Source organism: Alicyclobacillus contaminans DSM 17975, from assembly GCF_000429525.1.
GTDB classification, from domain to species: domain Bacteria; phylum Bacillota; class Bacilli; order Alicyclobacillales; family Alicyclobacillaceae; genus Alicyclobacillus_A; species Alicyclobacillus_A contaminans.
The window spans coordinates 11,880-34,081 of record NZ_AUCA01000016.1; the positions used below are offsets into that span (position 1 = coordinate 11,880).

Annotated in this window: 24 protein-coding genes; 2 read left to right on the top strand and 22 right to left on the bottom strand. The window is 59.7% G+C overall.

Translation table 11 applies throughout. The annotated features are described in order from the left end of the window. Positions 1-28: 28 nt before the first annotated feature. The 10 genes from fabG to rsmD form a co-directional block, all read right to left on the bottom strand. Complete coding sequence (gene fabG / locus G463_RS0108120) at positions 29-799, bottom strand: 3-oxoacyl-[acyl-carrier-protein] reductase (RefSeq protein WP_051322098.1); 771 nt, start codon at positions 797-799, stop codon at positions 29-31. Next, entirely contained in the window at positions 799-1,740 is a 942-nt protein-coding gene (gene fabD / locus G463_RS0108125) for an ACP S-malonyltransferase (protein WP_026974768.1), read from the bottom strand. Before fabD ends, fabG begins: the two co-directional genes overlap by 1 nt. 34 nt (positions 1,741-1,774) lie before the next feature. After that, positions 1,775-2,764 (bottom strand): beta-ketoacyl-ACP synthase III, encoded by a 990-nt coding sequence (locus G463_RS0108130; protein WP_026974769.1) that lies wholly within the window; start codon positions 2,762-2,764, stop codon positions 1,775-1,777. Then, complete coding sequence (gene plsX, locus G463_RS0108135) at positions 2,761-3,783, bottom strand: phosphate acyltransferase PlsX (protein WP_026974770.1); 1,023 nt, start codon at positions 3,781-3,783, stop codon at positions 2,761-2,763. The genes G463_RS0108130 and plsX overlap by 4 nt, the downstream gene beginning before the upstream one ends. Further along, positions 3,767-4,420, bottom strand: coding sequence for a transcription factor FapR (fapR, locus tag G463_RS0108140; protein ID WP_342663818.1), 654 nt, complete (start codon positions 4,418-4,420; stop codon positions 3,767-3,769). Before fapR ends, plsX begins: the two co-directional genes overlap by 17 nt. Positions 4,421-4,564: 144 nt before the next feature. Next, positions 4,565-4,741: a 50S ribosomal protein L32 gene (rpmF, locus tag G463_RS0108145; protein ID WP_026974772.1), complete on the bottom strand. Its 177-nt coding sequence runs from the start codon at positions 4,739-4,741 to the stop codon at positions 4,565-4,567. Positions 4,742-4,776: 35 nt separating this feature from the next. Next, on the bottom strand, positions 4,777-5,283 hold the full coding sequence (locus G463_RS19445) for a YceD family protein (RefSeq protein ID WP_035486322.1): 507 nt from the start codon (positions 5,281-5,283) through the stop codon (positions 4,777-4,779). A gap of 64 nt (positions 5,284-5,347) precedes the next feature. Beyond that, positions 5,348-6,157: a patatin-like phospholipase family protein gene (locus tag G463_RS19450; RefSeq protein WP_245575738.1), complete on the bottom strand. Its 810-nt coding sequence runs from the start codon at positions 6,155-6,157 to the stop codon at positions 5,348-5,350. Between the two features lie 22 nt (positions 6,158-6,179). Beyond that, a complete protein-coding gene (gene coaD / locus G463_RS0108160; RefSeq protein WP_026974773.1) occupies positions 6,180-6,665 on the bottom strand; it encodes a pantetheine-phosphate adenylyltransferase in 486 nt (161 codons plus the stop codon). Beyond that, the gene (gene rsmD / locus G463_RS0108165; protein ID WP_026974774.1) at positions 6,662-7,234 is read right to left on the bottom strand and encodes a 16S rRNA (guanine(966)-N(2))-methyltransferase RsmD; all 573 of its coding nucleotides are present in this window, start codon (positions 7,232-7,234) and stop codon (positions 6,662-6,664) included. The genes coaD and rsmD overlap by 4 nt, the downstream gene beginning before the upstream one ends. A gap of 359 nt (positions 7,235-7,593) precedes the next feature. On the opposite strand from rsmD, the gene G463_RS19455 reads away from it, so the two are divergent. Beyond that, complete coding sequence (locus G463_RS19455) at positions 7,594-8,925, top strand: Asp-tRNA(Asn)/Glu-tRNA(Gln) amidotransferase GatCAB subunit A (RefSeq protein WP_051322088.1); 1,332 nt, start codon at positions 7,594-7,596, stop codon at positions 8,923-8,925. A gap of 57 nt (positions 8,926-8,982) precedes the next feature. Here the strand turns inward: G463_RS19455 and G463_RS19460 are convergent, their stop codons facing one another. From G463_RS19460 to G463_RS0108205, 7 genes are all read right to left on the bottom strand, one after another. After that, positions 8,983-9,492, bottom strand: coding sequence for a GtrA family protein (locus tag G463_RS19460; RefSeq protein ID WP_051322089.1), 510 nt, complete (start codon positions 9,490-9,492; stop codon positions 8,983-8,985). A gap of 12 nt (positions 9,493-9,504) precedes the next feature. Beyond that, positions 9,505-10,659, bottom strand: coding sequence for a glycosyltransferase family 4 protein (locus tag G463_RS0108180; protein WP_026974775.1), 1,155 nt, complete (start codon positions 10,657-10,659; stop codon positions 9,505-9,507). An 8-nt stretch (positions 10,660-10,667) separates the two neighbouring features. Then, entirely contained in the window at positions 10,668-11,816 is a 1,149-nt protein-coding gene (locus G463_RS0108185; RefSeq protein WP_026974776.1) for an NAD-dependent epimerase/dehydratase family protein, read from the bottom strand. Positions 11,817-12,220: 404 nt separating this feature from the next. Then, a complete protein-coding gene (gene asd / locus G463_RS0108190) occupies positions 12,221-13,057 on the bottom strand; it encodes an archaetidylserine decarboxylase (RefSeq protein WP_035486327.1) in 837 nt (278 codons plus the stop codon). Positions 13,058-13,119: 62 nt separating this feature from the next. Beyond that, positions 13,120-15,159 (bottom strand): ATP-dependent DNA helicase RecG, encoded by a 2,040-nt coding sequence (recG, locus tag G463_RS0108195; RefSeq protein ID WP_026974778.1) that lies wholly within the window; start codon positions 15,157-15,159, stop codon positions 13,120-13,122. A gap of 6 nt (positions 15,160-15,165) precedes the next feature. Continuing rightward, a complete protein-coding gene (locus tag G463_RS0108200; protein ID WP_026974779.1) occupies positions 15,166-16,809 on the bottom strand; it encodes a DAK2 domain-containing protein in 1,644 nt (547 codons plus the stop codon). Between the two features lie 10 nt (positions 16,810-16,819). After that, entirely contained in the window at positions 16,820-17,185 is a 366-nt protein-coding gene (locus G463_RS0108205; protein WP_026974780.1) for an Asp23/Gls24 family envelope stress response protein, read from the bottom strand. Positions 17,186-17,345: 160 nt separating this feature from the next. On the opposite strand from G463_RS0108205, the gene rpmB reads away from it, so the two are divergent. Beyond that, positions 17,346-17,537, top strand: a complete 192-nt coding sequence (gene rpmB, locus G463_RS0108210; protein WP_026974781.1) for a 50S ribosomal protein L28 — start codon at positions 17,346-17,348, stop codon at positions 17,535-17,537. A 132-nt stretch (positions 17,538-17,669) separates the two neighbouring features. Here the strand turns inward: rpmB and spoVM are convergent, their stop codons facing one another. The 5 genes from spoVM to G463_RS0108235 all read right to left on the bottom strand — a co-directional run bounded on the left by spoVM (position 17,670) and on the right by G463_RS0108235 (position 22,163). Continuing rightward, positions 17,670-17,750, bottom strand: a complete 81-nt coding sequence (gene spoVM / locus G463_RS24020; protein WP_084171400.1) for a stage V sporulation protein SpoVM — start codon at positions 17,748-17,750, stop codon at positions 17,670-17,672. 107 nt (positions 17,751-17,857) lie between these two features. Beyond that, on the bottom strand, positions 17,858-18,526 hold the full coding sequence (gene rpe / locus G463_RS0108220) for a ribulose-phosphate 3-epimerase (protein WP_026974782.1): 669 nt from the start codon (positions 18,524-18,526) through the stop codon (positions 17,858-17,860). Next, entirely contained in the window at positions 18,523-19,398 is an 876-nt protein-coding gene (gene rsgA / locus G463_RS0108225) for a ribosome small subunit-dependent GTPase A (protein WP_026974783.1), read from the bottom strand. Before rsgA ends, rpe begins: the two co-directional genes overlap by 4 nt. A 24-nt stretch (positions 19,399-19,422) precedes the next feature. Beyond that, positions 19,423-21,402: a Stk1 family PASTA domain-containing Ser/Thr kinase gene (gene pknB / locus G463_RS0108230; protein WP_026974784.1), complete on the bottom strand. Its 1,980-nt coding sequence runs from the start codon at positions 21,400-21,402 to the stop codon at positions 19,423-19,425. Then, complete coding sequence (locus tag G463_RS0108235) at positions 21,399-22,163, bottom strand: Stp1/IreP family PP2C-type Ser/Thr phosphatase (protein WP_026974785.1); 765 nt, start codon at positions 22,161-22,163, stop codon at positions 21,399-21,401. Before G463_RS0108235 ends, pknB begins: the two co-directional genes overlap by 4 nt. Positions 22,164-22,202: the final 39 nt, after the last annotated feature.

Sequence of the window (22,202 nt, forward strand, 5' to 3'; positions counted from 1 at the left end):
TTCCGGCAAGCTCCTGGACAAGAGTATACTACATGACCATGCCTCCGTCGACATTCAAAACTTGCCCAGTGATATAACGCGCTGCATCCGAGGCGAGGAAGCGCACCGCAGCCGCCACATCCTCCGGTTGGCCGACCTGGCCGAGCGGGATCTGCTCTACCATTTTCGACGTAATTTCCGAATTCAATTCGGCGGTCATGTCCGTGGCAATGTATCCCGGGGCGACGGCATTCACGGTGATGCCGCGAGTCGCCAATTCGCGAGCCGCTGTCTTCGTCAGGCCAATCAACCCCGCCTTGGCGGCCACATAGTTGGCTTGTCCCGGATTGCCAATCAGGCCCACCACAGACGCGATGTTCACAATGCGGCCAAATCGCTGTTTCATCATGGGCCGCGCCGCCGACTTGATCATGTGAAACGCACCCTTGAGATTGGTGTTGAGCACCGCGTCCCACTCCTCCTCTTTCATGCGGAGAAGCAGCGTGTCGCGAGTGATGCCCGCGTTATTCACCACAATATCCAATCGTCCGAAGGCGGCCAGTGCAGATTCCACCAGCCTGTCGGCGTCTTCCAACCGACTGACATCCGCCTGCTCCACAATCGCACGTCCACCGGCCTGCTCGACCAGGCGAGCTGTTTCTCTCGCCTCCTCCTCGCGGCCGGCATAATTCACCACCACGCAGCCGCCGTCCCGGCCGAGCTCAACCGCGATGGCGCGCCCAATTCCGCGCGATGATCCAGTGACTATCGCAACACGACCTTCCACACAGTTCCCTCCCCAGTCTGCCTGCGGTGCCATCATCCCTGCAACGCTTCCAGCGTCTGCCAGAGCGAAGCCTCATCCTCCACGTGGTACGTCGCGACTTCGCGCGACACCTTGCGGATGAGCCCGGACAGCACCGTTCCAGGGCCAAACTCGACAAACGACGCTATGCCCATGGCCAACATGGCGCGCACATCGTCTTCCCAGCGCACTGGAGAGTACAGTTGAACTTCCAAAGCGCTGCGAATTTCGTCCGCGTTCGTCCGAGCCACCGCATCCACATTGGCCACCACCGGGATGTCCGCTTCGCGAACGGCGGTGTCTGCCAGCGCGGCCTTCAGTTTATCCGCAGCCGGGCGCATCAAACGGCAGTGAAATGGGCCGCTCACCTCCAGCGGAATTACCCGCTTGGCGCCGCGTTCCTTCGCCATCTGACCCGCTCTCTCCACCGCCGCACGCGTCCCGGAAATGACAATCTGCCCCGGGCAATTGAGGTTGGCAAGTTCCACCACTTCGTCGCCCTTCGATGCGTCCCGGCAGACCTCCGCCAAGTCGTCCGCTCCCATGCCGAGGACAGCGGACATAGCCCCAACACCAGCGGGTACCGCCTCGTCCATCCATTTGCCGCGCCAATGCACCAACCTCACCGCGTCTGCAAACGCCAGGCTCCCCGCGGCCACCAGAGCCGTGTATTCTCCGAGGCTGTGTCCCGCGACGCAAGCCGGCACCAGGTCGCATTGTTCCGCGAAGACCCGATACGCCGCAATACTCGTGGTCAACAGCGCAGGCTGGGTGTGATACGTCAATTTCAAATCGGACTCGGGACCCTCGAGAATCAACCGGCTCAACGAGAAGCGGAGGGCCTCGTCGGCTTCGGCGTACGTGCGGCGCGCCACTTCGTAGTTATCCAATAATTCCTTCCCCATGCCCACGTACTGGGCACCTTGCCCAGGAAACACAAACGCTGTCTTCTTCAACCGATCATTCCTCCCACCTTCGACCGTTTCCGGTTCACAGGCGAACGGCCGTCGCTCCCCAGGTCAAACCACCGCCAAAGCCAACCATCACCAGCAGGTCGCCGGGCTTTGCGCGACCCTCCCGAACCGCTTCGTCGAGCGCGATGGGAATGGACGACGCAGACGTATTGCCATACTTGTGCACCGTCACCACAACTTTGTCCTCATCCAAACCGAACCGCTTTCTCGCCGCGTCAATGATGCGGATATTCGCCTGGTGCGGCACCAAAAGATCAATATCCTCTTTCTCAAACCCGGACTGCGTCAGCACTTTCTCGGTCGACGCCGCCATCGCGCGTACCGCAAACTTGAACGTCTCCTGCCCCTGCATACGCAGATAGTGCAGCTTGTTGGCGACGGTCTCCGCCGTCGCCGGCATCCGCGATCCACCGGCCGGCAAACAGAGGTAGTCCGCACCACCGCCGTCCGAACCGAGGTCAAACGCGTAAAATCCGCGGTCTCCTTCCACGGGGCCCAACACCACGGCTCCCGCGCCATCCCCGAACAAAACACACGTGCTGCGATCCGTATAGTCGGTGATGCGGGACAACAGATCGCCGGCAATCACCACCGCATAGCGGATGCGACCCGCTTCAATCATGCTGACGGCGTTCGCCAACCCATACAGAAAACCGCTGCAGGCGGCCGACAGGTCGTACGCCCCCGCCTTGACCGCGCCAATTCGGTGTTGCACGAGGCACGCCGTCGCGGGAAACATCATGTCCGGCGTCACCGTGGCACACAGAATCATGTCGACATCCTCCGCCGCGACCCCCGCAGCCTCCAGCGCCCGCTCGGCGGCGGCGGCAGCGTAATCCGACGTGGCTTCGCCCGGTTCGGCAATTCGACGCTCTTTCATGCCGGTCCGAGTCACAATCCACTCATCACTGGTGTCCACCATTTTCTCCAGGTCCGCGTTGCTCAACACGCGTTTGGGTAACGCCGATCCCGTCCCCAGGATGCCGGCTCGTATACGTTCGGTCATCGTTCGTTCCTCCCCAATTCTTCCGCCTCTGTGCGGTCTGATTGCAAATCCTCTGCAATGTGATTCAGCAAGCGGTTTTCCACGAACCTGGCTGCCTGCGTGCAGGTGACATACCACGCCCGCGCATTGCTGCTGCCGTGTGCCTTGAAACACCCGCCGGCAACGCCGAGAAACGGCGCACCTCCGTACTCGGCGTAGTCAAAACGACGTCGAAACGGACGCAGCGTGGGCGCAATCGCAGCCGCGCGCAATTTGGTCCACCAGTTTTTGAGGAAGGCTTCCTTCAGAGCACCAAATACTCCCGCGCCGACTCCTTCGACGAGTTTCAGGACCACGTTTCCCACGAAGCCATCGCAGACCACCACATCCACGCTGCCGGACAGCAAATCGCGTGCTTCCACATTGCCCGCGAAGTGAATCTGCTCGAATGCCTTCAACACGCCATACGTATCTTTGACGACAGCGTTCCCTTTTCCTTCTTCCGTGCCGACGTTCAACAGCCCCACCCGCGGCCGCTCCACGCCGAGGACGTACTTGGAATACGCGCTGCCCATCAGTGCGAACTGCAACAGATGGCGGCTGTTGGCATCCATGGTGGCGCCGGCGTCGAGCAGCATGACACCGCGCCCGTCGAAAGTGGGAAGCACGGGCGCCAGGGCGGGACGGTCAATCCCCTCGAGTCGCCCCACCACCAATAGTCCGGCGGCCACGAGCGCTCCCGTGTTGCCCGCCGAGACCATGGCGTCCGCCGCTCCCTCCTTCACCATGCGCGCCGCGGTGACCAAGGACGAGTCCGGTTTCCGCCGAACGGCGCGAACCGGCTCCTCTCCCGGCTCGACCACACTGACTGTATGTTCAACGCGCACATTGGCAGGCAGTGCACGCACCTGCCGAATCTGTGCCTCGTCGCCAATCAAGAGCACTTCCACGTCGGGCCGTTCTTCGGCAAATGCTGAGGCCCCCTGCACAGGAGCCATCGGTGCATGATCCCCGCCCATGGCGTCAATCGCAATTCTCATCATTCCACTCCCTTGGTAACCCTGCGTTCATCCCAGAGGGATTCGTGACAACCCAAATCATTCCATCCACAACACAATCCTCACCGACGGTCGTTTGCACCCGGCACTGGGCAACCTGTCCCTTCCGGGCCACCACCTGCACCTCGGTGCGGAGCGTTTCGCCCACTCGCACCATTCTGTGAAAGCGAAGTTCCGTCTTGGCGGTGACCGCCATGTCCGCATCCATCACCGCAGTGGCCAGCGAATTGACCAACGCGAACAGATGGTGTCCACGTACAATCTCCGTCCGGCTGAAGACGTGGCTCTGCTGCACGGTAAACACGGATACCGCGCGATGGTTCAACTGCAGTTCCACCACCTCGCCCACCACTTCGCTTTGGTCGAGGGCACGAACCGCGTCGTGGCGCTCGGTAGCCACTTGGCGAATGCGCTCCCGTGCTTCCGGAATTTTCAGCGCAGCCCTGTCCAGCCGAATGGTGGCAATACTCACGCCGAACCGCGCCGCCAATTGCTCGTCGGTCGCAAACGGATTGTCGCGAAGATACTGAATCAGCGCTTGTCTGCGCTCCGATTTTTTCAGTACCGCCCCTCCTTCCCTGTTTACAACCAGATCATATGACCTGCTGCTAAATTGTATGCGAACGACGTCACAGTGTGCAAGACAATCTATGGATATCCCATCCCGTTTTCCATGCCGGTCCGGTCTGACTCTCCGTCAAAAGGACTGCGATGACCTGCCCAAAAACACAAAAAAGCCGGTGCAATCACCGGCTTCCTTGACTCACTTTACTTTCAGCACCTGACGTCCTTTGTAGGAACCACAATTCTTGCACACGTGGTGTGCCAGTTTGTATTCTCCGCACTGCGGGCACTGGACCATGCCCGGCAACTCCAGCTTGAAATGCGTGCGACGCAGACGCTTGCGGGTTTTCGACGTTCTATGTTGCGGTACCGCCATCAAGACACCCCCTTTACAAACTGCCGGATACCATCTTACTTTGACTCGTCCGAGGAAAGCAAGTCCTGCAGGGCGGCCAGTCTCGGATCCACCCTCTGCACCACGCAGTCGCATGGGTCCTGGTTGCGATTTCGTCCGCAAACCGGGCACAACCCAAGGCAATTCTCGGCGCAGACCGGACAATAATCGAGCGCCAGATTGATGGCTTCTTCGACGTACGGATCCAGGACGATTTCGTCCTGCTCCACGAGGTGAACATCCTCGTTTTCCTTGGCTGGCAAATCCGTAAACGACTCTTCAAAAGGGACATGGAGCGTTTGCTCGGCGTCTTCCAGACACCGCGAACACTGATAGATCACATCGGCCGTCAGCGCACCCTGCACTCGGCACTGATGTGCTGTCCCCTCTGCGTGCAAATCCGCCCGTACCGGCCCGATGCTTCGAACCTGTTGGTTCTCCTCGACCACTCTCGGCAATGTGACACATCCCGTAACGTGGACGCCCGCACCGGACTTCTGAACACTTCGAAAGCTAATTTGCATCAGTACCACCCTATCGGCAACAGATTCGAGTATACCCTCAGGCCAGCGACGGTGTCAAGGTGTTTTACTTGCCATCCAATCCTCCGCCGGAACCATCGTCGCGGCACGACGCTGCCAACGCCACAATCTGGGGCATCATGGCCATGGCCGCCTCGTAGCCTCTGGCCATCGCTTCCTTTGCGCGTTGAAACTGCGAGGTGCCCATGTCGGACAAATCCGGCTCGATACGGAGATCCGCGTGTTGAACCCGCGGTTCCACCAACTGCTGCTGCATCACGTCGATGGAATACATGATGACGTCCATGATGGTTTCGGGTACGGCCGAGCGCAGCACGGCTGCCACGTCGACCGCAATCACCACGTCCGCCCCCAACGTACGGCAGGCGTGGACTGGCACTCGTTCCAGCACTCCGCCGTCGACAAACACGCCGTCCGCATTGACGTATGGCACAAAAACCCCGGGAATGGCGATGCTCGCTCGAACCGCATCGGCGATGGATCCGCTGGCGAAAAGTACACTCCGACGCTGGGTGAGCTCCGTGGCCACCACGCCAAACCGCGGTTCAACGTCTTCAAACCGCAGCCTGCGCGTAAGCATGGTCACCATCTGATGGATCTTCTGACCGGAAATTAGGCCCATCCGAGGAACGGTCAGGTCAATCCAATGCCGCCAGCTGAGCGTGGTCGCCAGTCGCTCCATGAAGGCGGGGCGCATCCCCGTTACATAAAATGCCCCAATCAGGCTGCCCATGCTCGATCCGGTGACCACGTCAGGGCGAATACCGTGTTCCTCCAGCGCCTTCAACACACCCACGTGTGCGAATCCTTTGGCGCCGCCGGATCCGAGCGCCAACCCCAGCGTCTTTCGCGGCACATCCAACACCCCCGCCTGATTTCTATGGCGTGTTCATGTACTTCTTCCGCAGGGCGACAGCCACGCACTCGGGCACATGGGCACGGACATCTCCGCCGTAGGCGGCCACCTGTTTCACCAGCGATGAGCTCACATACGACAACGTCGGATGTGTCGGCAGGAATACCGTGACAGCGGACGGTTCCATGCTGCGATTCATGTGGGCCAGCTTGACCTCATTCTCATAATCCGCCGGTTCCCGCACCCCGCGGACAATGACGTGCGCTTGGATGCGTCGTATATAATCCACCAGCAAGCCCTGGAATTGGTCGACACGAACGTTGGGAATCCCCTTCACCGCCTCGGCAATCAACTGCATGCGCTCCTCCACGGAGAACAAGGGGCGCTTATCGGGGTTGACGAGAATGGCTATCACCACTTCGTCAAACAGCTGTGCCGCCGTTTGCAGCACCTCGAGGTGTCCGTTGGTCAGTGGATCAAAACTGCCTGGATAAACCGCGCGTCTCATCGTTCATCCCCCGCGTTCTCTCTCTCGTCATAATAAATAGATACCGCGATATCCCCGTAGGACCGGTGTTTACCCCGTTCCAGCGGCCCCACGCGTTCGGGAAGTGACACGGTGCGCGGATGTTCACACACCACCCCGTGGAGAACGGGGACAGTTCCTTTCGCCACGGTTTCGAGGACGGGCAGCCACAGCTGCTTTGCATACGGGGGATCGACAAACACCCAACCCACATCCACCGCTTCGGCGCACACCCTGGCCCACGCCGTCTGCCAGTCCATTCGCCAGACCTGGGTCTGCGCTTCCGCCTTGCAGCGGCGTATGTTCGCCAGAATGGCCTGTACGCTCAGAGGATTCGGATCGACAAAAATGGCCGACTCGGCGCCGCGGCTCAACGCCTCCAGGCCAAGGGCTCCAGAACCGGCGAACAGGTCCACCGCCGTCCGGCCGGACCAGTGAGGACCGAGCAAATTGAACATCGATTCCTTGACTCTATCCGTTGTCGGGCGAGCTGCCGTCCCCCGTGGGGCGTGCAGCGGCATGCCTTTCCACGCACCGGCAATTACGCGCATTCCATTCACCACTTTCTCTCCACCACTGTACCACACGAAAATGGCACAGAAAAATCTGCATGTCCAGGTATACTTCCGGTAAAACCGGCAACACTATGGATAACAACGGCGAGAGCTGTTGTAGGCAACCGCGGGTGAAGGCTTACGTTCCCCATAAGCGCTTCCCTCCGGTTTCTCCTCTCCCAGAATGGTCCGCGCTTGCGCGGATCGCAGAAACCCACGCGTACCCGGGCGTGGGTTTTCTGCTATAATCCCCTCAACAGAATTGCATCCGGGAAAGGCGGGTTTGGGGATTGCAGCCACACACGTGGACGCTCACAGAAACAATGAGGGCCCTTCAACGAAAGGACATCTCCAGTGTGGAACTGACAGAGCATTATCTCAGGCGACTGACTCGGCACAACGCCAGTCTCAACGCCTTCCTCAGTCTCTCCGACACAATACTGGAACAGGCGAAAGCCGTCGACGCCCGGCGCACTCGCGGTGAGGAGCACCGTCCGTTGGCGGGTGCGCCGATTGCTGTGAAAGATCTGCTTGACACCGCACACCTGTACACCACGTACGGCGGGAAGCACTACGTCAACCATCTGCCGCGGGCGACCGCTACCGCCGTTTCTCGCTTGGAACAGGCGGGCGCCATCGTGCTTGGAAAGACCAATCTCCACGAATACGCATACGGAACCACCACAGAAAATCCGCATTTCGGAAACGCGAGAAACCCGTGGAACACTTCCAAAATCGCCGGTGGGTCCAGCGGCGGATCGTCGGTCGCGCTGGCTGCCGGACTGAGCGTTGCGGCGCTTGGCACCGACACCGGAGGGAGCATTCGCATCCCGGCCGCGTTGTGCGGACACGTGGGATTCAAACCGACGCACGGACTGGTGAGCACGTACGGCGTGTTTCCACTGGCCCCTTCGCTCGACCATGTGGGCCCGATGACACGGTCGGTGGCCGATGCGCGCTTGATGATGGCGCTGTTGGCCGGTCCTGACCCAAACGACGCAAACACCCTGCACCGCCCCGTGCGTACCTTCGAGCGCGGCCGCACGCCGACACCGGTTCGTCTCGGTGTGCCAACCGGCTTCTTCTTTGAACGCTGCCATCCTTCCGTGCTACAGGTGATGCACGCAGCACTGCAGAAACTGCGGGACAACGGAGTGTTATTCGAAGAAGTCGATATCCCCATGATGAGCGACGTTCCGGAAATGCAGCGGCGGACCATCGCCAGCGAGGCGGCGGCCGTACACGCGTCGCTGCTCGCCGCACATCCGGAGGTGTACGGAGAGGATGTCCGCCGCCGCTTGGAAGCAGGCGCTGACGTGACGGGCGCGCAATACATTGAAGCCCAGCGATTGCGCCGGGACTTTGTTCAATCGCTGACCACAGTGTTCGATCGGGTGCAGGCCGTTGTCACCCCCACCGTGGGACTGCCAGCCACCGATATCGGCCAGTGGAAAGCGCACGTGAAGTCGCTGGAAGTCAACGTTCGCGCACATCTGACCCGACTCACCAACCCTTGGAACCTGAGCGGACTGCCGGCCATCACGCTTCCGTGCGGAACCACCATCGACGGGCTGCCGGTGGGACTGCAGTTGGTGGGATGGCGCAACACCGACGCGCGTTTGCTCGACATTGCCGAAAGCATTGAGGACGTGCTTGGCAAAAGCACCCTGGCGCCCGCTTACCGGTAATGGAAACGGGCTGGCCGGATGCGTACATCCCGGATCAGCCCGTTCATGCGGAAGCGATTATTCAGTTTTCCGAGGTTCACCCATCAGTCCGTGCCATACGGCCGACATGCGGTGACGGTGGAACACCCAACCCCTCAGGCAGGCGTAACTCACCGTGGACGCGGCCAACATCGCCAATCCCTTCGCCACGTTGTTCTCAATCACCGCAGGCCAAACCTGCATCCGTGCCATTATGCCACTGGACCAGTACAAAATCCCGTCGTTCACCAGCAGGTTCACCACCGCCTGTGCCAGGAACCCCAGCCTCTCCCGCAGGCTGCCGTCCGCCGTGTCCGCGAACGTCCAGCGCCGATTCCAGAAGTAACTGTTCGCAATGGCACAGATGACCGCGACGGAGTTGCACACCGTCCACGCGGCGGCGCTCCTCGGTTGGAACCAGAGCGCCAGTCCATTGAGCACCAGTAGATCCACCGCGGCGTTCAGCGATCCGACGGTCAAAAATTTCACGTATCGACGACTTGCGGCCCCGGCCCGCATCGCCAGTGCGACTGTGGAGTGGATGGACAATCCCCTGCCTCCTCACGAACGCCCCTGTTGCACGACGTCCGTTATCACCGGTACGCGCTTCGCCAACAGTTGGTGATAGTGCTGGAGCAGCTGCTCGGTCGGCCGCGCCCAATCCACATTCTGGACCAAGATTCGCGCCCGCTCCCGCACCTGAGAACGACAATCCTCATCGAACAAAACGGACTGGATGGCGCGGATCATGTCTTCGGGATGGTCAGGATTGAAGATCACGCCGGCGGCACCATCTTCGAGCACCTCCCGCGTGGGAGGGCTGTCGGCTGCCATCACCGGCAACCCGGCTGCCATCGCCTCAAACAACACCAGCCCGAGCGTTTCAGTGGTCGAGGGAAACACAAAGCCATCCGCCGACGCGTACGCGGCAGCGAGCTCGGGCCCGTGCAAATACCCGGTGAAGACGGTCGGCGTACCGGCAAACACCGTTTCCAGTTGCTTTCGATGCGGCCCATCTCCGACGATGGCCAGTCGGACATTTGAAAATTTATCCAAGCAAGGACGCAGCCGCTCAATCCCTTTTTCGGGCGCCAACCTGCCCACATACAGCAGCACCTTGTCCCCATCGCCGGTGGCCCCGAACCGACGCCGCAAATCCGGCGACGATGTGGCGTTCGCGTATAGGTTGAGATCCACGCCTCGTTCCCACAGCCCGACATTGCGAAAACCGTGGGCCACCAGCTCTTGAACCATGGCCCGAGAGGTGGCCAAATTGATGCTCGCACGATTGTGCAAAGTCCGGAAATACCACCAGAGCGCCGGCTCGAGCCACGCCAGTCCGTAATGACGCGCATATGTCGGCACGTTCGTATGATAGGAAGCCATCAGCGGAATGCCGAGGCGGCGGGCGTAATAAATCCCGCCGAGACCGAGAAACGCAGGATTGACCACGTGTACCAAGTCCGGTTTGAACGCCATCAGTTGCCGCCGAATGTAACGTCTGGGCAACGCGAACCGTTTCTCCGGATAGAGCGTGAATCGAAACGATGGGACGCCGATGACCGTTGCGGACTCGTAGGTTTCCGGACCGCCTTCCGGAGCAAACAGCAATACCTCGTGTCCTGCTGTTTTCAGGTGCTTCAACGTTGCACATAGACGTGTCACTATGCCGTCCGTCCCGGGAAGAAACGTTTCCGTGAACATGGCAATCCGCATCGTTCGACTTACCTCCACGTGGCGTTTGGCGCAATCACTCCAAAATCAACCCGGTCTTTGTATTTGGCGGCCGTTTCAATCAGGTCGCGAATCAGCTCGTCCGACAAAAGATGGGGTTGCAAGCCAAGGTCCAGCAGTTTGGTGTGTACGGCGTGGTAATAATGCTCTTCCTTTTCCACACGGGGATTCTCCAGGTGCGCGATGTTCGCTGTCATGCCCATATCCGCCGCCACCTTGACGACGCGCTTCGCCAAATCGAGCACCGAAAACTGCTCGGTGAATTGGTTGAACACGCGGAACTCCCCAAAGTCCGCCGGGTGCAGCGCGGCCAACTCCACGCACTGCAACGTGTCCCGAATATCAAGAAATGCCCGCGTCTGGCCCCCTTTTCCATACACCGTCAGATCGTGCCCAACCGCCGCCTGAATACAGAACCGGTTCAGCGCCGTGCCAAAGACACCATCGTAATCAATCCGATTGTACAACCTCGGATCTTTTCGGGTTTCGTCGGTCCAAAGACCATACACTACCCCTTGATTCAAATCCGTAGCCCGGATCCCCCACGATTTGCATGTGAACATGATATTGTGGCTGTCGTGCACTTTGGATAAATGATAGAACGAGAATGGCTGTTTCGGATACGGGAGCACATCTTCTCGTCCCTTGTGTTGAATGCGAATGTACCCTTCCTCAATATCGATGTTAGGCGTCCCATATTCTCCCATTGTTCCCAATTTGATCAGGTGGCATTCAGGAGTGATTTCTTTAATGGCATACAGTACATTCAGGGTGCCTACCACATTGTTCACCTGAGTGAACACGGCATGCTCGCGATCAATCATCGAATACGGAGCGGACCGCTGTTCCGCATAATGAACAATGGCCTCCGGTTCGAAATCGCGGAACACATGTTCCACAAATTCATAATCGGTCAAATCTCCCACGTATGTACGAATATCTAGCCCGGAGACTTCTTTCCACGCCGCAATGCGCTCTTCAAACGAAACGATGGGCGTCAGCGACTGTGTACCCAGTTCTTCGTCCCACTTTCTGCGAATCATGCTGTCTGCAATGGCGACTTCGTGTCCTCGCGCAGAAAAGTGCAGGGCGGTCGGCCAACCACAAAACCCGTCTCCGCCGGCTATCAAAATCTTCATCCAATGGTCACCTCATCGGTCAACATTCTAATTGCTGAGGGTATTTCTACTCCACTGTACAAGTTTTGCGAGCGTCGGGCAACTGTGATTCTGGTCAACGTGGCAGACCTCTGTGGAAGCGTGTCAAGAGAAGCGTTGTCATGCCATAGGAGTCAAACGTGAGGTTGTCCATACGAAGGATGAAGAAACGGGTGAAAGATGAGCGCCAGCGTGTTCCGCAGGCGCCCGGTTCACCACGGGCCGTGAAAATCACCGTAGGTTTCGCCGACGTAACACATCCATTTCCAGTACCAGCGCACCCCTTTACCGCAGAGCCGCACGGCGCGTCGAATCGGTTGCACAGCCATCACCTCAAGAGCAGTGTTCCCGAGGTGATGAACATCTATCCGTCGCCAGGCGCGCCCTCAGCGCTCACCGGCCAAAATGGCGATTTGCTGTCCCATGCGTACAATGTCTCCGGTTCGTACCGTGAATTGGTCGACCATGCCCGGCGGAAACAGCAGGATGACCGTCGATCCGAACTCAAACCGCCCCAGTTCCCGCCCTCGCTGGACCGGTAAAGACACGTGCTGGCTCTGCATGCAGCGCTGCTTGCGACGCATGGGCCGTTCATACTGGGGGCCGTATGGGGTCCGAATGCTTCCGACAATGGTGGCGCCAACCTTGACCAGCGCCAACGTGCCAAAGTCAGTGGCCAACTGCGTGATCAATCGCTCATTTTGCACGAACAAACCCTGAATATGAGCCACGCCCGCAGCGTTCACCGGGTACAGATTTCCGGGAATGTACCGCCAGTACGTGACACGTCCGTCGAGCGGCGCGTGAATCCGGTGGTAATCGCGTGGGCTCAGGTAAATGGTGATGTAGCTGCCCGCCTGAAAGGCATCGGCCAAATCCTCGCCGCCCACCAAAGCACGCAAGGAATACGTCTTGCCTTTGGCCTGCAGCAGCGTTCCCGATTGGATATCCCCCATTTCGCTGACCGTGCCATCCACAGGCGACACCACGCCGCTTTCCGCAATCGGCCGCGCATCCGCGCGCAGGCCCCGCGCAAAAAAATCCACCAGGCAGCGATACTGCTCGGGTGCATGTTCGGCCTCCGAACAATCAATTTGGTAATGCCGGATATACCACGGAATCAGGTGGCGACTCCAACGCTTGCGCGCCGCATGGCCTACCCATTCCGTCAAGGTCCGCTTCGGAAGCACGCGCAACTTTACTCTGCCCAGTATGGATTTCATCAGTACACTCCCACTTCTTCATCGAAAAGCCCGCCACCTCCGACAACACCGACGGCGGGCTGTTAATCTCGATAATACGACGATTTCGGCACCTCGCGCAGTGTCCGCCGCAACGATTGATACGCGGGCAAAAGCCAAAAGTCCGGATTCTTGATGAGTGCCGCCGCCTCGTCTCGCGCCACCTCCATAATCCGGAAGTCCTTCGCCAAGTCCCCAACGCTGAATTCCGGAAGACCGCTCTGACGGACGCCCAGGAATTCTCCCGGTCCTCGCAGCGCCAGATCTTTCTCGGCAATCTCGAATCCGTCCTGCGTGGCCACCATCGTCTGCAGCCGTTCCACGGCGTATTCGGAACTGGCGTCCGAGAGCAGAAGACAGTGGCTGGCGTGTGGACCGCGCCCCACTCGACCGCGCAATTGGTGCAACTGCGCCAGCCCAAATCGTTCAGCGTGGTATATCAACATCACCGAAGCGTTCGGCACGTCAATGCCCACTTCAATCACCGTGGTGCTCACCAGCACGCGCACATCGCCCGCTGCAAATGCCCGCATCACCGCATCCTTCTCCCGGGACGGCATGCGCCCATGCAGGAGCGCCACCGCATAACCTGCGAATTGCGCCTGCAGGTGCGACTCCAGTTCGGTGGCGGACCTGACGTCAGCCATGTGCTCCGACTCTTCGACCAGCGGGGCCACAACGTACACCTGTCGTCCGGCCGCCAGTTCCCTGCGCGCCAAACGAATGGCCGCAGCTTCCTCGGACATTCGCAGCCAAACGGTGCGGATGGGTTGTCGCCCAGCCGGCAGTTCATTCAGCGTCGTGACGTCCAAATCCCCGTAAACCGCCAACGCCAGCGTCCGAGGAATCGGTGTGGCGGACAGGTAGAGCACATCCGGCGCCCGTCCCTTCTGTCTCAGAATGGCGCGCTGTGACACCCCAAACCGGTGTTGTTCGTCGGTGATCACCAATCCCAGATTGGCAAACTCCACATCTTCGGTCAATAGGGCGTGGGTCCCAATCACCAAATGCACGCTGCCGTCCGCAATTTCTTGCAGCAGCCGCCGACGTTCTGCCTCCGGCGTGCTTCCGGTCAACAGTCGAACGGTCATCCCGAGCGGTGTCAGCCGCTGGGATGCAGCCGCCATGTGCTGCTCCGCGAGAATTTCGGTGGGCGCCATGAACGCCGATTGTTCCCCGTTGCGGTACACGGCGTAGGCTGCCCAAAACGCAACCCAGGTTTTTCCTGACCCCACATCGCCCTGGAGCAGTCGATGCATCGCCGTCGGGCTCCCCAGATCGTTGGCAATTTCCAAGCAGGCCCGCTCCTGGGCGCCGGTCAACGGATACGGCAGCGACGCGCGGAACGTGTCCCAGGCATCGTCCGGGACGCGGCGCGCCACTCCCTGCTGCGTTGGCTGAACCGTGGCGCGAAACCACTGCAACTGTAGCTGAAATAGAAAAAATTCTTCAAATGCCAAGCGCCGATGCGCCTGGCGCAAATCTTCAGTCGAAGTCGGCTCATGCATCTTGCATACCGCTTGCCGGTGTGTCCACAGGCGATACTTGCGCATCAGGTCGTGCGACAACAGCTCCTCCAATTGATCCGCATAGCGTTCCAGCGCTTTCCGGATGATACCCTGCAATTGCGAGGAACCCAGCGCCTTGCTGCCCGCGTACACCGGCACCAAGCCATCCTCCGCCTGCCGCCCCCCGAAATCCGTGTGCGAGATGACCAGCGTTTGTCGATCCGGATCATACCGGCCGGTGACGGTCACAATTCGCCCGTCGGTCAGTTTCGGTTTCAAGTAGTGCTGGTTGAACCACATCCCTCGGACCCGCTGGCGGTAGTCGACACGCAGCGTGGCCAAGCACACCGACTTTTTGCCGTGCCATCGAACCTGCGCATCCCCTTCCACCACCGCGCGCACCGTCACCCGTTCCGATGGACCGAACGCCTCCAGCGGCCGGGGGCGCCGGTCTTCGTAACGACGCGGGAAATAGTGCAGCAGGTCGTGAACGGTCTCAATACCCAATTCGGCCAAGCAGCGCTGCTTGGCCTGACCAACACCGGGAACATGGGTAACCGGAATCGATCGGAGCATGGGAATCTACTCCAAGGAAAAAATATAGTCGTATATCGGCTGTCCACCGTACTTCAGTTCCACTTCCAGCGACGTCTCCGACGTAATGACGTCAACGAGCGTACGCAGTTCGTCTTCCGACACGTCATTTCCGTAAAATACCGTCAGCAGTTCGGCATCCTCTGCAGCCATCGCTTCCACGACCGCGCGCACCGCTTCGCTGCGGGCATTGCCGACGTAAATCAAGCGCTGATTGTCAAAGCCGAGAAACTGATTTTCGCGAATCTCCATCCCCTGAAACACACTGTCTCGAACAGCGCGAACGACCAAGCCCGAGTGGACCGACGCGCTGCGCTCCCGCATCCGCTGCACCAACGTTTCCACGGGAATGCCGGCCTGCATGGCCATCATCGCGGCGATGCCTTCGGGAATGGTCGCCGTCGGTACCACGTGAATGCAATCGTCGAGGATTTCAACCGCTTGTCGAGCCGCCATCACAATGTTCTTGTTGTTCGGCAGCACGATGACGGAGGCGGCGCCGGTGGATTGGCAAGCGATCACAATCTCCTCGGTGCTCGGATTCATCGTCTGCCCGCCGGAAATCACCACATCGGCCCCAAGGCTGCGGAAAATGTCTCGCATCCCGTCCCCTGCGGCCACCACCACCACGGCGAGCTCCTTCGACGGCGACGCAGGTCGAGGCGGTCTGGCAGCGTGATGCATGGTCCACTCCGCGTGCTGTTCCGTCATGTTGTCTATCTTAATCTTTACGAGCGGCCCATACGTAAGCGCGTCTTCCAGGACTCGGCCCGGATGCAGGGTGTGCACATGCACTTTCACCAAATCTTCGGCCGCTACCACTAACAGCGAATCGCCGTACACTGTCAGTTGCTGACGCAACGCCGCCTCAATCCGGTCCGTTTCCGCAGCAGGCACGCGCACCAGTACCTCTGTGCAATAGCCGAATTCACCGTCCAACGCGGGTGCCATCGCTTGTTGGCTCTGACCGGGCATCGGTTGATCCTCGGCTGACGATATCGGCCCTCCGGCCAATCCTCCGCGAAACCATCGGGCGAACCCTTCGAAAATAAACACCAATCCCTGACCGCCGGAATCGACCACGTCCGCCTGCTTCAACACGGGCAACAGTTCCGGCGTCCGCTGCAGCGCCCGCGCGGCCGCATCCAGCACATGGTCCATCCAGGCGGCGAAATCATGGCCCTGTCGGGCCTCGCGCAAACCAGCGGCAGCCGCCTCCCGCGCCACCGTGAGAATGGTGCCTTCCACCGGCTTCGCGACCGCGCGGTAAGCAATTTGGACCCCTTCATACAAAGCCCGGGCAAACGTGACGACATCCAACGCGTCACGGGTCCGCCCGGCCTTGGCAAAACCGCGAAACAACTGAGACAGAATGACACCCGAGTTCCCGCGTGCGCCCATCATCAAACCGGTCGCAAGCGCCTGGGTCACTTCACTCAAACTGGCTTCCATGGAATCAGGCAGCGCGGCCACACCGGAAGCCAGCGTCATCTCCATATTCGTGCCGGTGTCGCCGTCGGGCACCGGAAACACGTTGAGTGCGTTCACGGAATCCCGCATTTCCTTCAAACGCGCATGCCCTGCACGCAGCAACGCAACGAACGCGGCACCCGATACATATTGGGTGGTCATTGCTGTCCTCCTATCGCTCCGTGGTCACGCGCACGCCCTGCACGAAGATGTTGACTTTATCAACGGCGATACCGATGGTCTCGGTGAGCACATACCGCACTTTATCCCGAACGTTCTGAGCCACTTCGTAAATATTTATCCCGTAGCTCACAATAATGTACAAATCTACCTGCACCTCATCGTCGCGCACGCGAACTTCCACACCGCGCCCCGGATTTTCCCGTCCGAGCAGTTCGCTCAAACTGTCTTTCACCTGTTTTCTGGACGCCATGCCGACCAATCCATAGCAGTCCATCGCCGCAAACCCTGCGGTCGTTGCAATCACATCTTCGGAGACGGCGATGGTCCCCAAAGGCGTCTCCATTGTCTTTGGCATGAGGGCACCCCCTGCAACTGCTGCTGTGTGCAATTGTACTATATCCGGGTGGTGGAATGAAAGCGCAGTTGCGCGGCCGGAAAGGGTTGTGCTACAATACCACAGCGAGTGAAGCGGTCTATGATGGAATAGATGCGGCTCAAAAGGGAGGTGCGGAACAATGGCAAGACGCTGTGAGATTTGCGGCAAGCAACCGCAAACCGGTAACCTCGTGAGCCACGCGGAGAATAAAACGCGGCGCCGTTGGCTGCCGAATATCCAGTCCGTGAAGGTCAATCAGGGCGGTACCGTAAAGCGCATCAAGGTATGCACACGTTGCCTCAAGGCGGGCAAAGTGAAACGCGCTGTATAATACGCCGGCCACGATGTTCGCCGGGTCGGCGGGCATCGATGAATCGGTTTTCAGTTGAATCAAGCGCAAACAAAAAGAGCACCCAAGCGGTGCCCTTTTTGTTTTGTCCTTGTATGACATGCCGCACCCGCATCAGTCCCTCGAAAACACACCGATGCATGCTTTGACGATGCCACCGACAAATCTGGGAAGTTTGATGGTATAAAACTTCACCGTCGCTTCGCCTCCCTGTGTTCAACCCTACACAGCACACGATGATACCCTGCTGACATCGGTATATATATTCCATAACACAGGATATGTGCACAGGAGCCCGGAAATCACCGAGCTGCCTCTGCTTCGGCACGCAGGGAGGCGATGGCCGCGCCGTAGTCGGGGGCACCAAAGATGGACGATCCGGCCACAAACACCGATGCTCCCGCCGCCTTGACGGGACCGATGGTGGTTGGAGAGATGCCGCCGTCCACCTCAATGGGCACATCCGCGCAGCCGAGCGAATCCAGCAGTTGGCGCGCGCGCCGAACTTTATCCACGGAGCTCGACAAGAACGGCTGTCCGCCAAACCCCGGGTTGACCGTCATCAACAGCAACAGTTGGATGTCCGTCGCCAATTCCCGCACGGCGTCCAATCCGGTCCCCGGATTCAACGCCAAGCCGGCCATCAATCCTCGCTGCCGAACCGCTTGAATCGCCCGGTGAACATGCGGGGTGGCCTCGGCATGTACGGTGATGATGGACGCCCCCGCGTCCGCGAAATCATCGATGAATCGCTCCGGCCGTTCCACCATCAGATGAACATCGAGCACGCAATCGAATCGCTTGCGGAGTGCAGCGACCACACCGGCCCCCATGCTCAGGTTCGGGACGAAGGCGCCATCCATGATGTCCACGTGAATCCAATCCGCCCCCGCCGCCAGTACGGCGGCCGTTTCTTCGGCGAACGCACCGAAATCACACGCCAATATGGACGGTGCTATGCGAATGCTCAATACCGGGTCTCCTCCTTGTGGCGAATTTCTTCATACAATGCGCGATAACTGGCATATCGATCGCTGGAGAGGGCCCCCTCCGCCACCGCGCGCTGCACCGCACACTCCGTTTCATCGATGTGCAGGCAGCCCCGGTACGCACACCCCTCGGCCAGGCGTTCGAAATCCGGAAAATACTTCCTCAGCGAAGATGAAGGAATGTTCAATTCCAATTGGCTGAACCCCGGCGCGTCCACCACAAACGTGCGTTCGCCCAGTTGGAACAGCTCGACGTGGCGGGTGGTGTGCCGTCCGCGCCCCAATTTTGCACTGACATCCCCCATCTTCAATCCCAATGCAGGGGCCAGCGCGTTGCCGAGCGATGATTTCCCGGCTCCGGATGGACCCACGAATACCGACACGCGCCCCTCCATCGCAACTCGAACCTGATCTACACCCATCCCCGTCAGGGAAGACACAGCCAGGGTCTCGTACCCCGCCTGTCGATACGGCGCCGTTGCCGCGGCAATCTCCGCCTCGGTGCCAAGGTCGCACTTGGTCACCACAATCAACGGTTCAATCCCTCCCGCCTGCGCGGTGACCAGCGCTCTGTCCAACAGACCGTGGTGGAACAGGGGGGTCTTCAGGGAGAACACCAGCAGTGCCAAATCGACGTTCGCGACGGGCGGGCGGACCAGTGCGGATTTGCGCGGCAACACCTCCACCACAACGCCCTCCGCACCCCCGATGGGTTCCACGGCCACCGCGTCACCCACCAAGACGGTGATGCCCCGTTTGCGAAACACGCCGCGCGCCCGGCAGCGGCGAATTCCTTCCTCCGTCACGACATCGTAAAATCCCGACAACGCGCGAATAACGGTGCCGTGAAGCACGCTTGGCTCTCCCCCTTCTGACCATTAGTACGAAATCTTTTGATCGTTGGTCAATTGACCATTTTGATACACAAAAATCTCTCCGCTCGTGTTCGGCGCGAGATACAGAGTCACCGAGAAGGTCTGCGTCGCGTGGATGGTTTGGTCCACCACGGGAACGCGCGTACCCGTTGCATCCGTCTTGTAAATCTGCACGTGAATCGACTGTCCGGGCGTGGTCCGCACGTGCACGTTGACCGACTTCGTCTCGGTGTTATCCGGTGCACCGCCGGATCCAGTGGTGTTGTTCGACGTCGATGCCCCGCCGCCGGACTCACCGTTGTTGCGGATCACGTACAGGTTGATGGTTGTCCCGGCAGGAACTTTGGCGCCCGGTTTGGACGGCGTGGTATCGAGCACCGTGCCATCTACTCCGTTGCCGGACACATATGAGGTGGGCCCCACCTGCAGTCCAGCGGCAATCAGCGCCTGTTTCGCGTCCGACTCGGTCATGCCGATGACACTGGGCACGGTGACCATGTCTCCCTGACTCACCTGCAGGGTCACCTGTGTATTCGTTGTGATGGCGGATCCCGCCGACGGGGTGGAGGCAACCACATTCCCCACGGCAACCGTCGAACTCTGCACCTGCTGCTCGGAGATGTTGGAACCACTCAGGCCCATGCTGATCAGTTCTTGCTTGGCCTGATCAAACGGGATGCCCGACAGATCCGGCATCTGCATCTGCTGAGGACCGTTGCTCACGTACAGGGTAATGACTCGACCTTCTTTAATATGCGTAGGCCCCTCCGGGTCCTGGTCGTAGACAATTCCCTTCGGCTTGGCGTTGGTCTCTTGCTGTTCCTGAATCTGCGACTTCTTGACGCCTGCGTTTTCCAACGCCTGCACCGCGTCCGCGACCGTTTTGTTGCGCACGTCAGGAATCGCGATATCCGGGACCTGAACCAGTCGCATGACGATGTAATAGGCGGCCAGCGCACCGATGATGACAGCAGCAACGGCCACCCCGGTCCATCCGAGCACGCCCAACCAGCGCCTCTTTCGAGGCGTGGGATTGACCTTCTTGGCCTTCTTGGCTTTCTCCGCCTCCGGAATGGCGTCGGAGATGCGCCCTCCCACCACGGGAACGGCAATCGTCTCATCCGACACGTCGTCCGGCACCGTGAACTTCGGCACGTTCGGATGCAGCAGCGCATCCCGCAGGTCATCCTTGACCGCCTTCATGTTCGGATAGCGCGCTTCGGGCGATTTCACCAAACACCGCAGGACGATATTTTCGACACTCTGCGGGATGGACTTGTTAATCTGTCGCGGTTCCACAAACTTCTCGCGAAGGTGCTTCAGCGCGACGCTGACCGGCGAATCCCCGGAAAACGGCAATTGCCCGGTCAGCATCTCGTACATGACCACACCGAGCGAATAAATGTCGCTCTTCACATCCGTGGCTGCGCCGCGCGCTTGCTCCGGCGAGAAATAGTGCACCGACCCCAGCACGGACTGGCTCTGGTGATGGGTGATGGTGGTGCTGGTGGCGGCCCGCGCGATGCCGAAATCGGTGACCTTCACGTGCCCCGACTTGGTCAGCAGAATATTGTGGGGCTTGATATCGCGGTGAATGATGTGGTGGTCATGCGCGTGCTCCAGCGCGTCGCAAATCTGCCGCGCGATGTCGAGTGTCTCCTTCACCGACAGCGGTGCGCGTTCGCGAATCACATCCTTCAACGTCGGACCATCCACGTATTCCATCACGATGTAGTAGTCCAGATTGGGTGTTACGCCCACATCGTACAAATTCACGATGTTCGGGTGCGAAAGACTGGCAGCGGACTGTGCTTCGCGCCGAAATCGTGTCACAAACTCTTCATCCCCAGCGAATTGGGACCGCAACATTTTCACAGCAACCTGGCGATTGAGCAGCGTGTCAATCGCGCGATACACGACGGCCATGCCACCGCCGCCAATCTGTTCCTGCAGTTCGTAGCGATCACCCAAGCGCTGACTCATTGCTCATCGCTCCTCTCCCGGTGAACAACGAGCACCAGCGTGATGTTATCATGTCCCCCGCGCTCGAGTGCAAGCCGAATCAGTCCGTCGGCCGCCGCCTCGACATCGTCGGCGGACGCCGACTCGCCAAGGGGGGCGAGCAGGTTGGACAACTCCTGGTGCGTCACGAGGTTGGTCAGGCCATCCGTGCACAGAAGCAGGACGTCTCCCGGCCCCCAGGCCAGCACCTCCACGTCGGGATCGGACTGTTCCGCCGTGCCGAGTGACCGCGTCACAATATTGCGCTGCGGGTGGCGCTGGGCTTCCTCCTCGGTCAACTGGCCTCTGCGCACCAGCTCGGCGACCAGGGAATGGTCCTTCGTCACCTGCTGCAGAACCTGTGTGCGTACGAGATAGCCCCGGCTGTCTCCGACGTGGACAAAAATCACCTGTTCCTCGTTGAACAGCGCGGCTACGAGCGTGGTCCCCATGCCGACGTATTCGTCGGTGGTCTTCGCCGCCTCCCAGATCTTTCGGTTCGCGGCATGAACGGCGCCGACCAACAGTTCCTGCGGCCGATCCGCGAACGCTTCGAATTCGTTGCGCACAAAGCGGCTGACTTCCTCCGACGCCATGCGGCTGGCGACTTCCCCTGCGGAAGCTCCGCCCATACCGTCCGCCACAACCAGCAGCTGCCACGGTCCAACGTCGTTGTGCACCGCGTAACTGTCCTGATTCACCTGGCGAACCAGTCCGATGTGCGACCGCGCTGCGTAAAGCATTCCCCATCCCTCCATCGAAGCACTTGCCCTTCGCCGGCG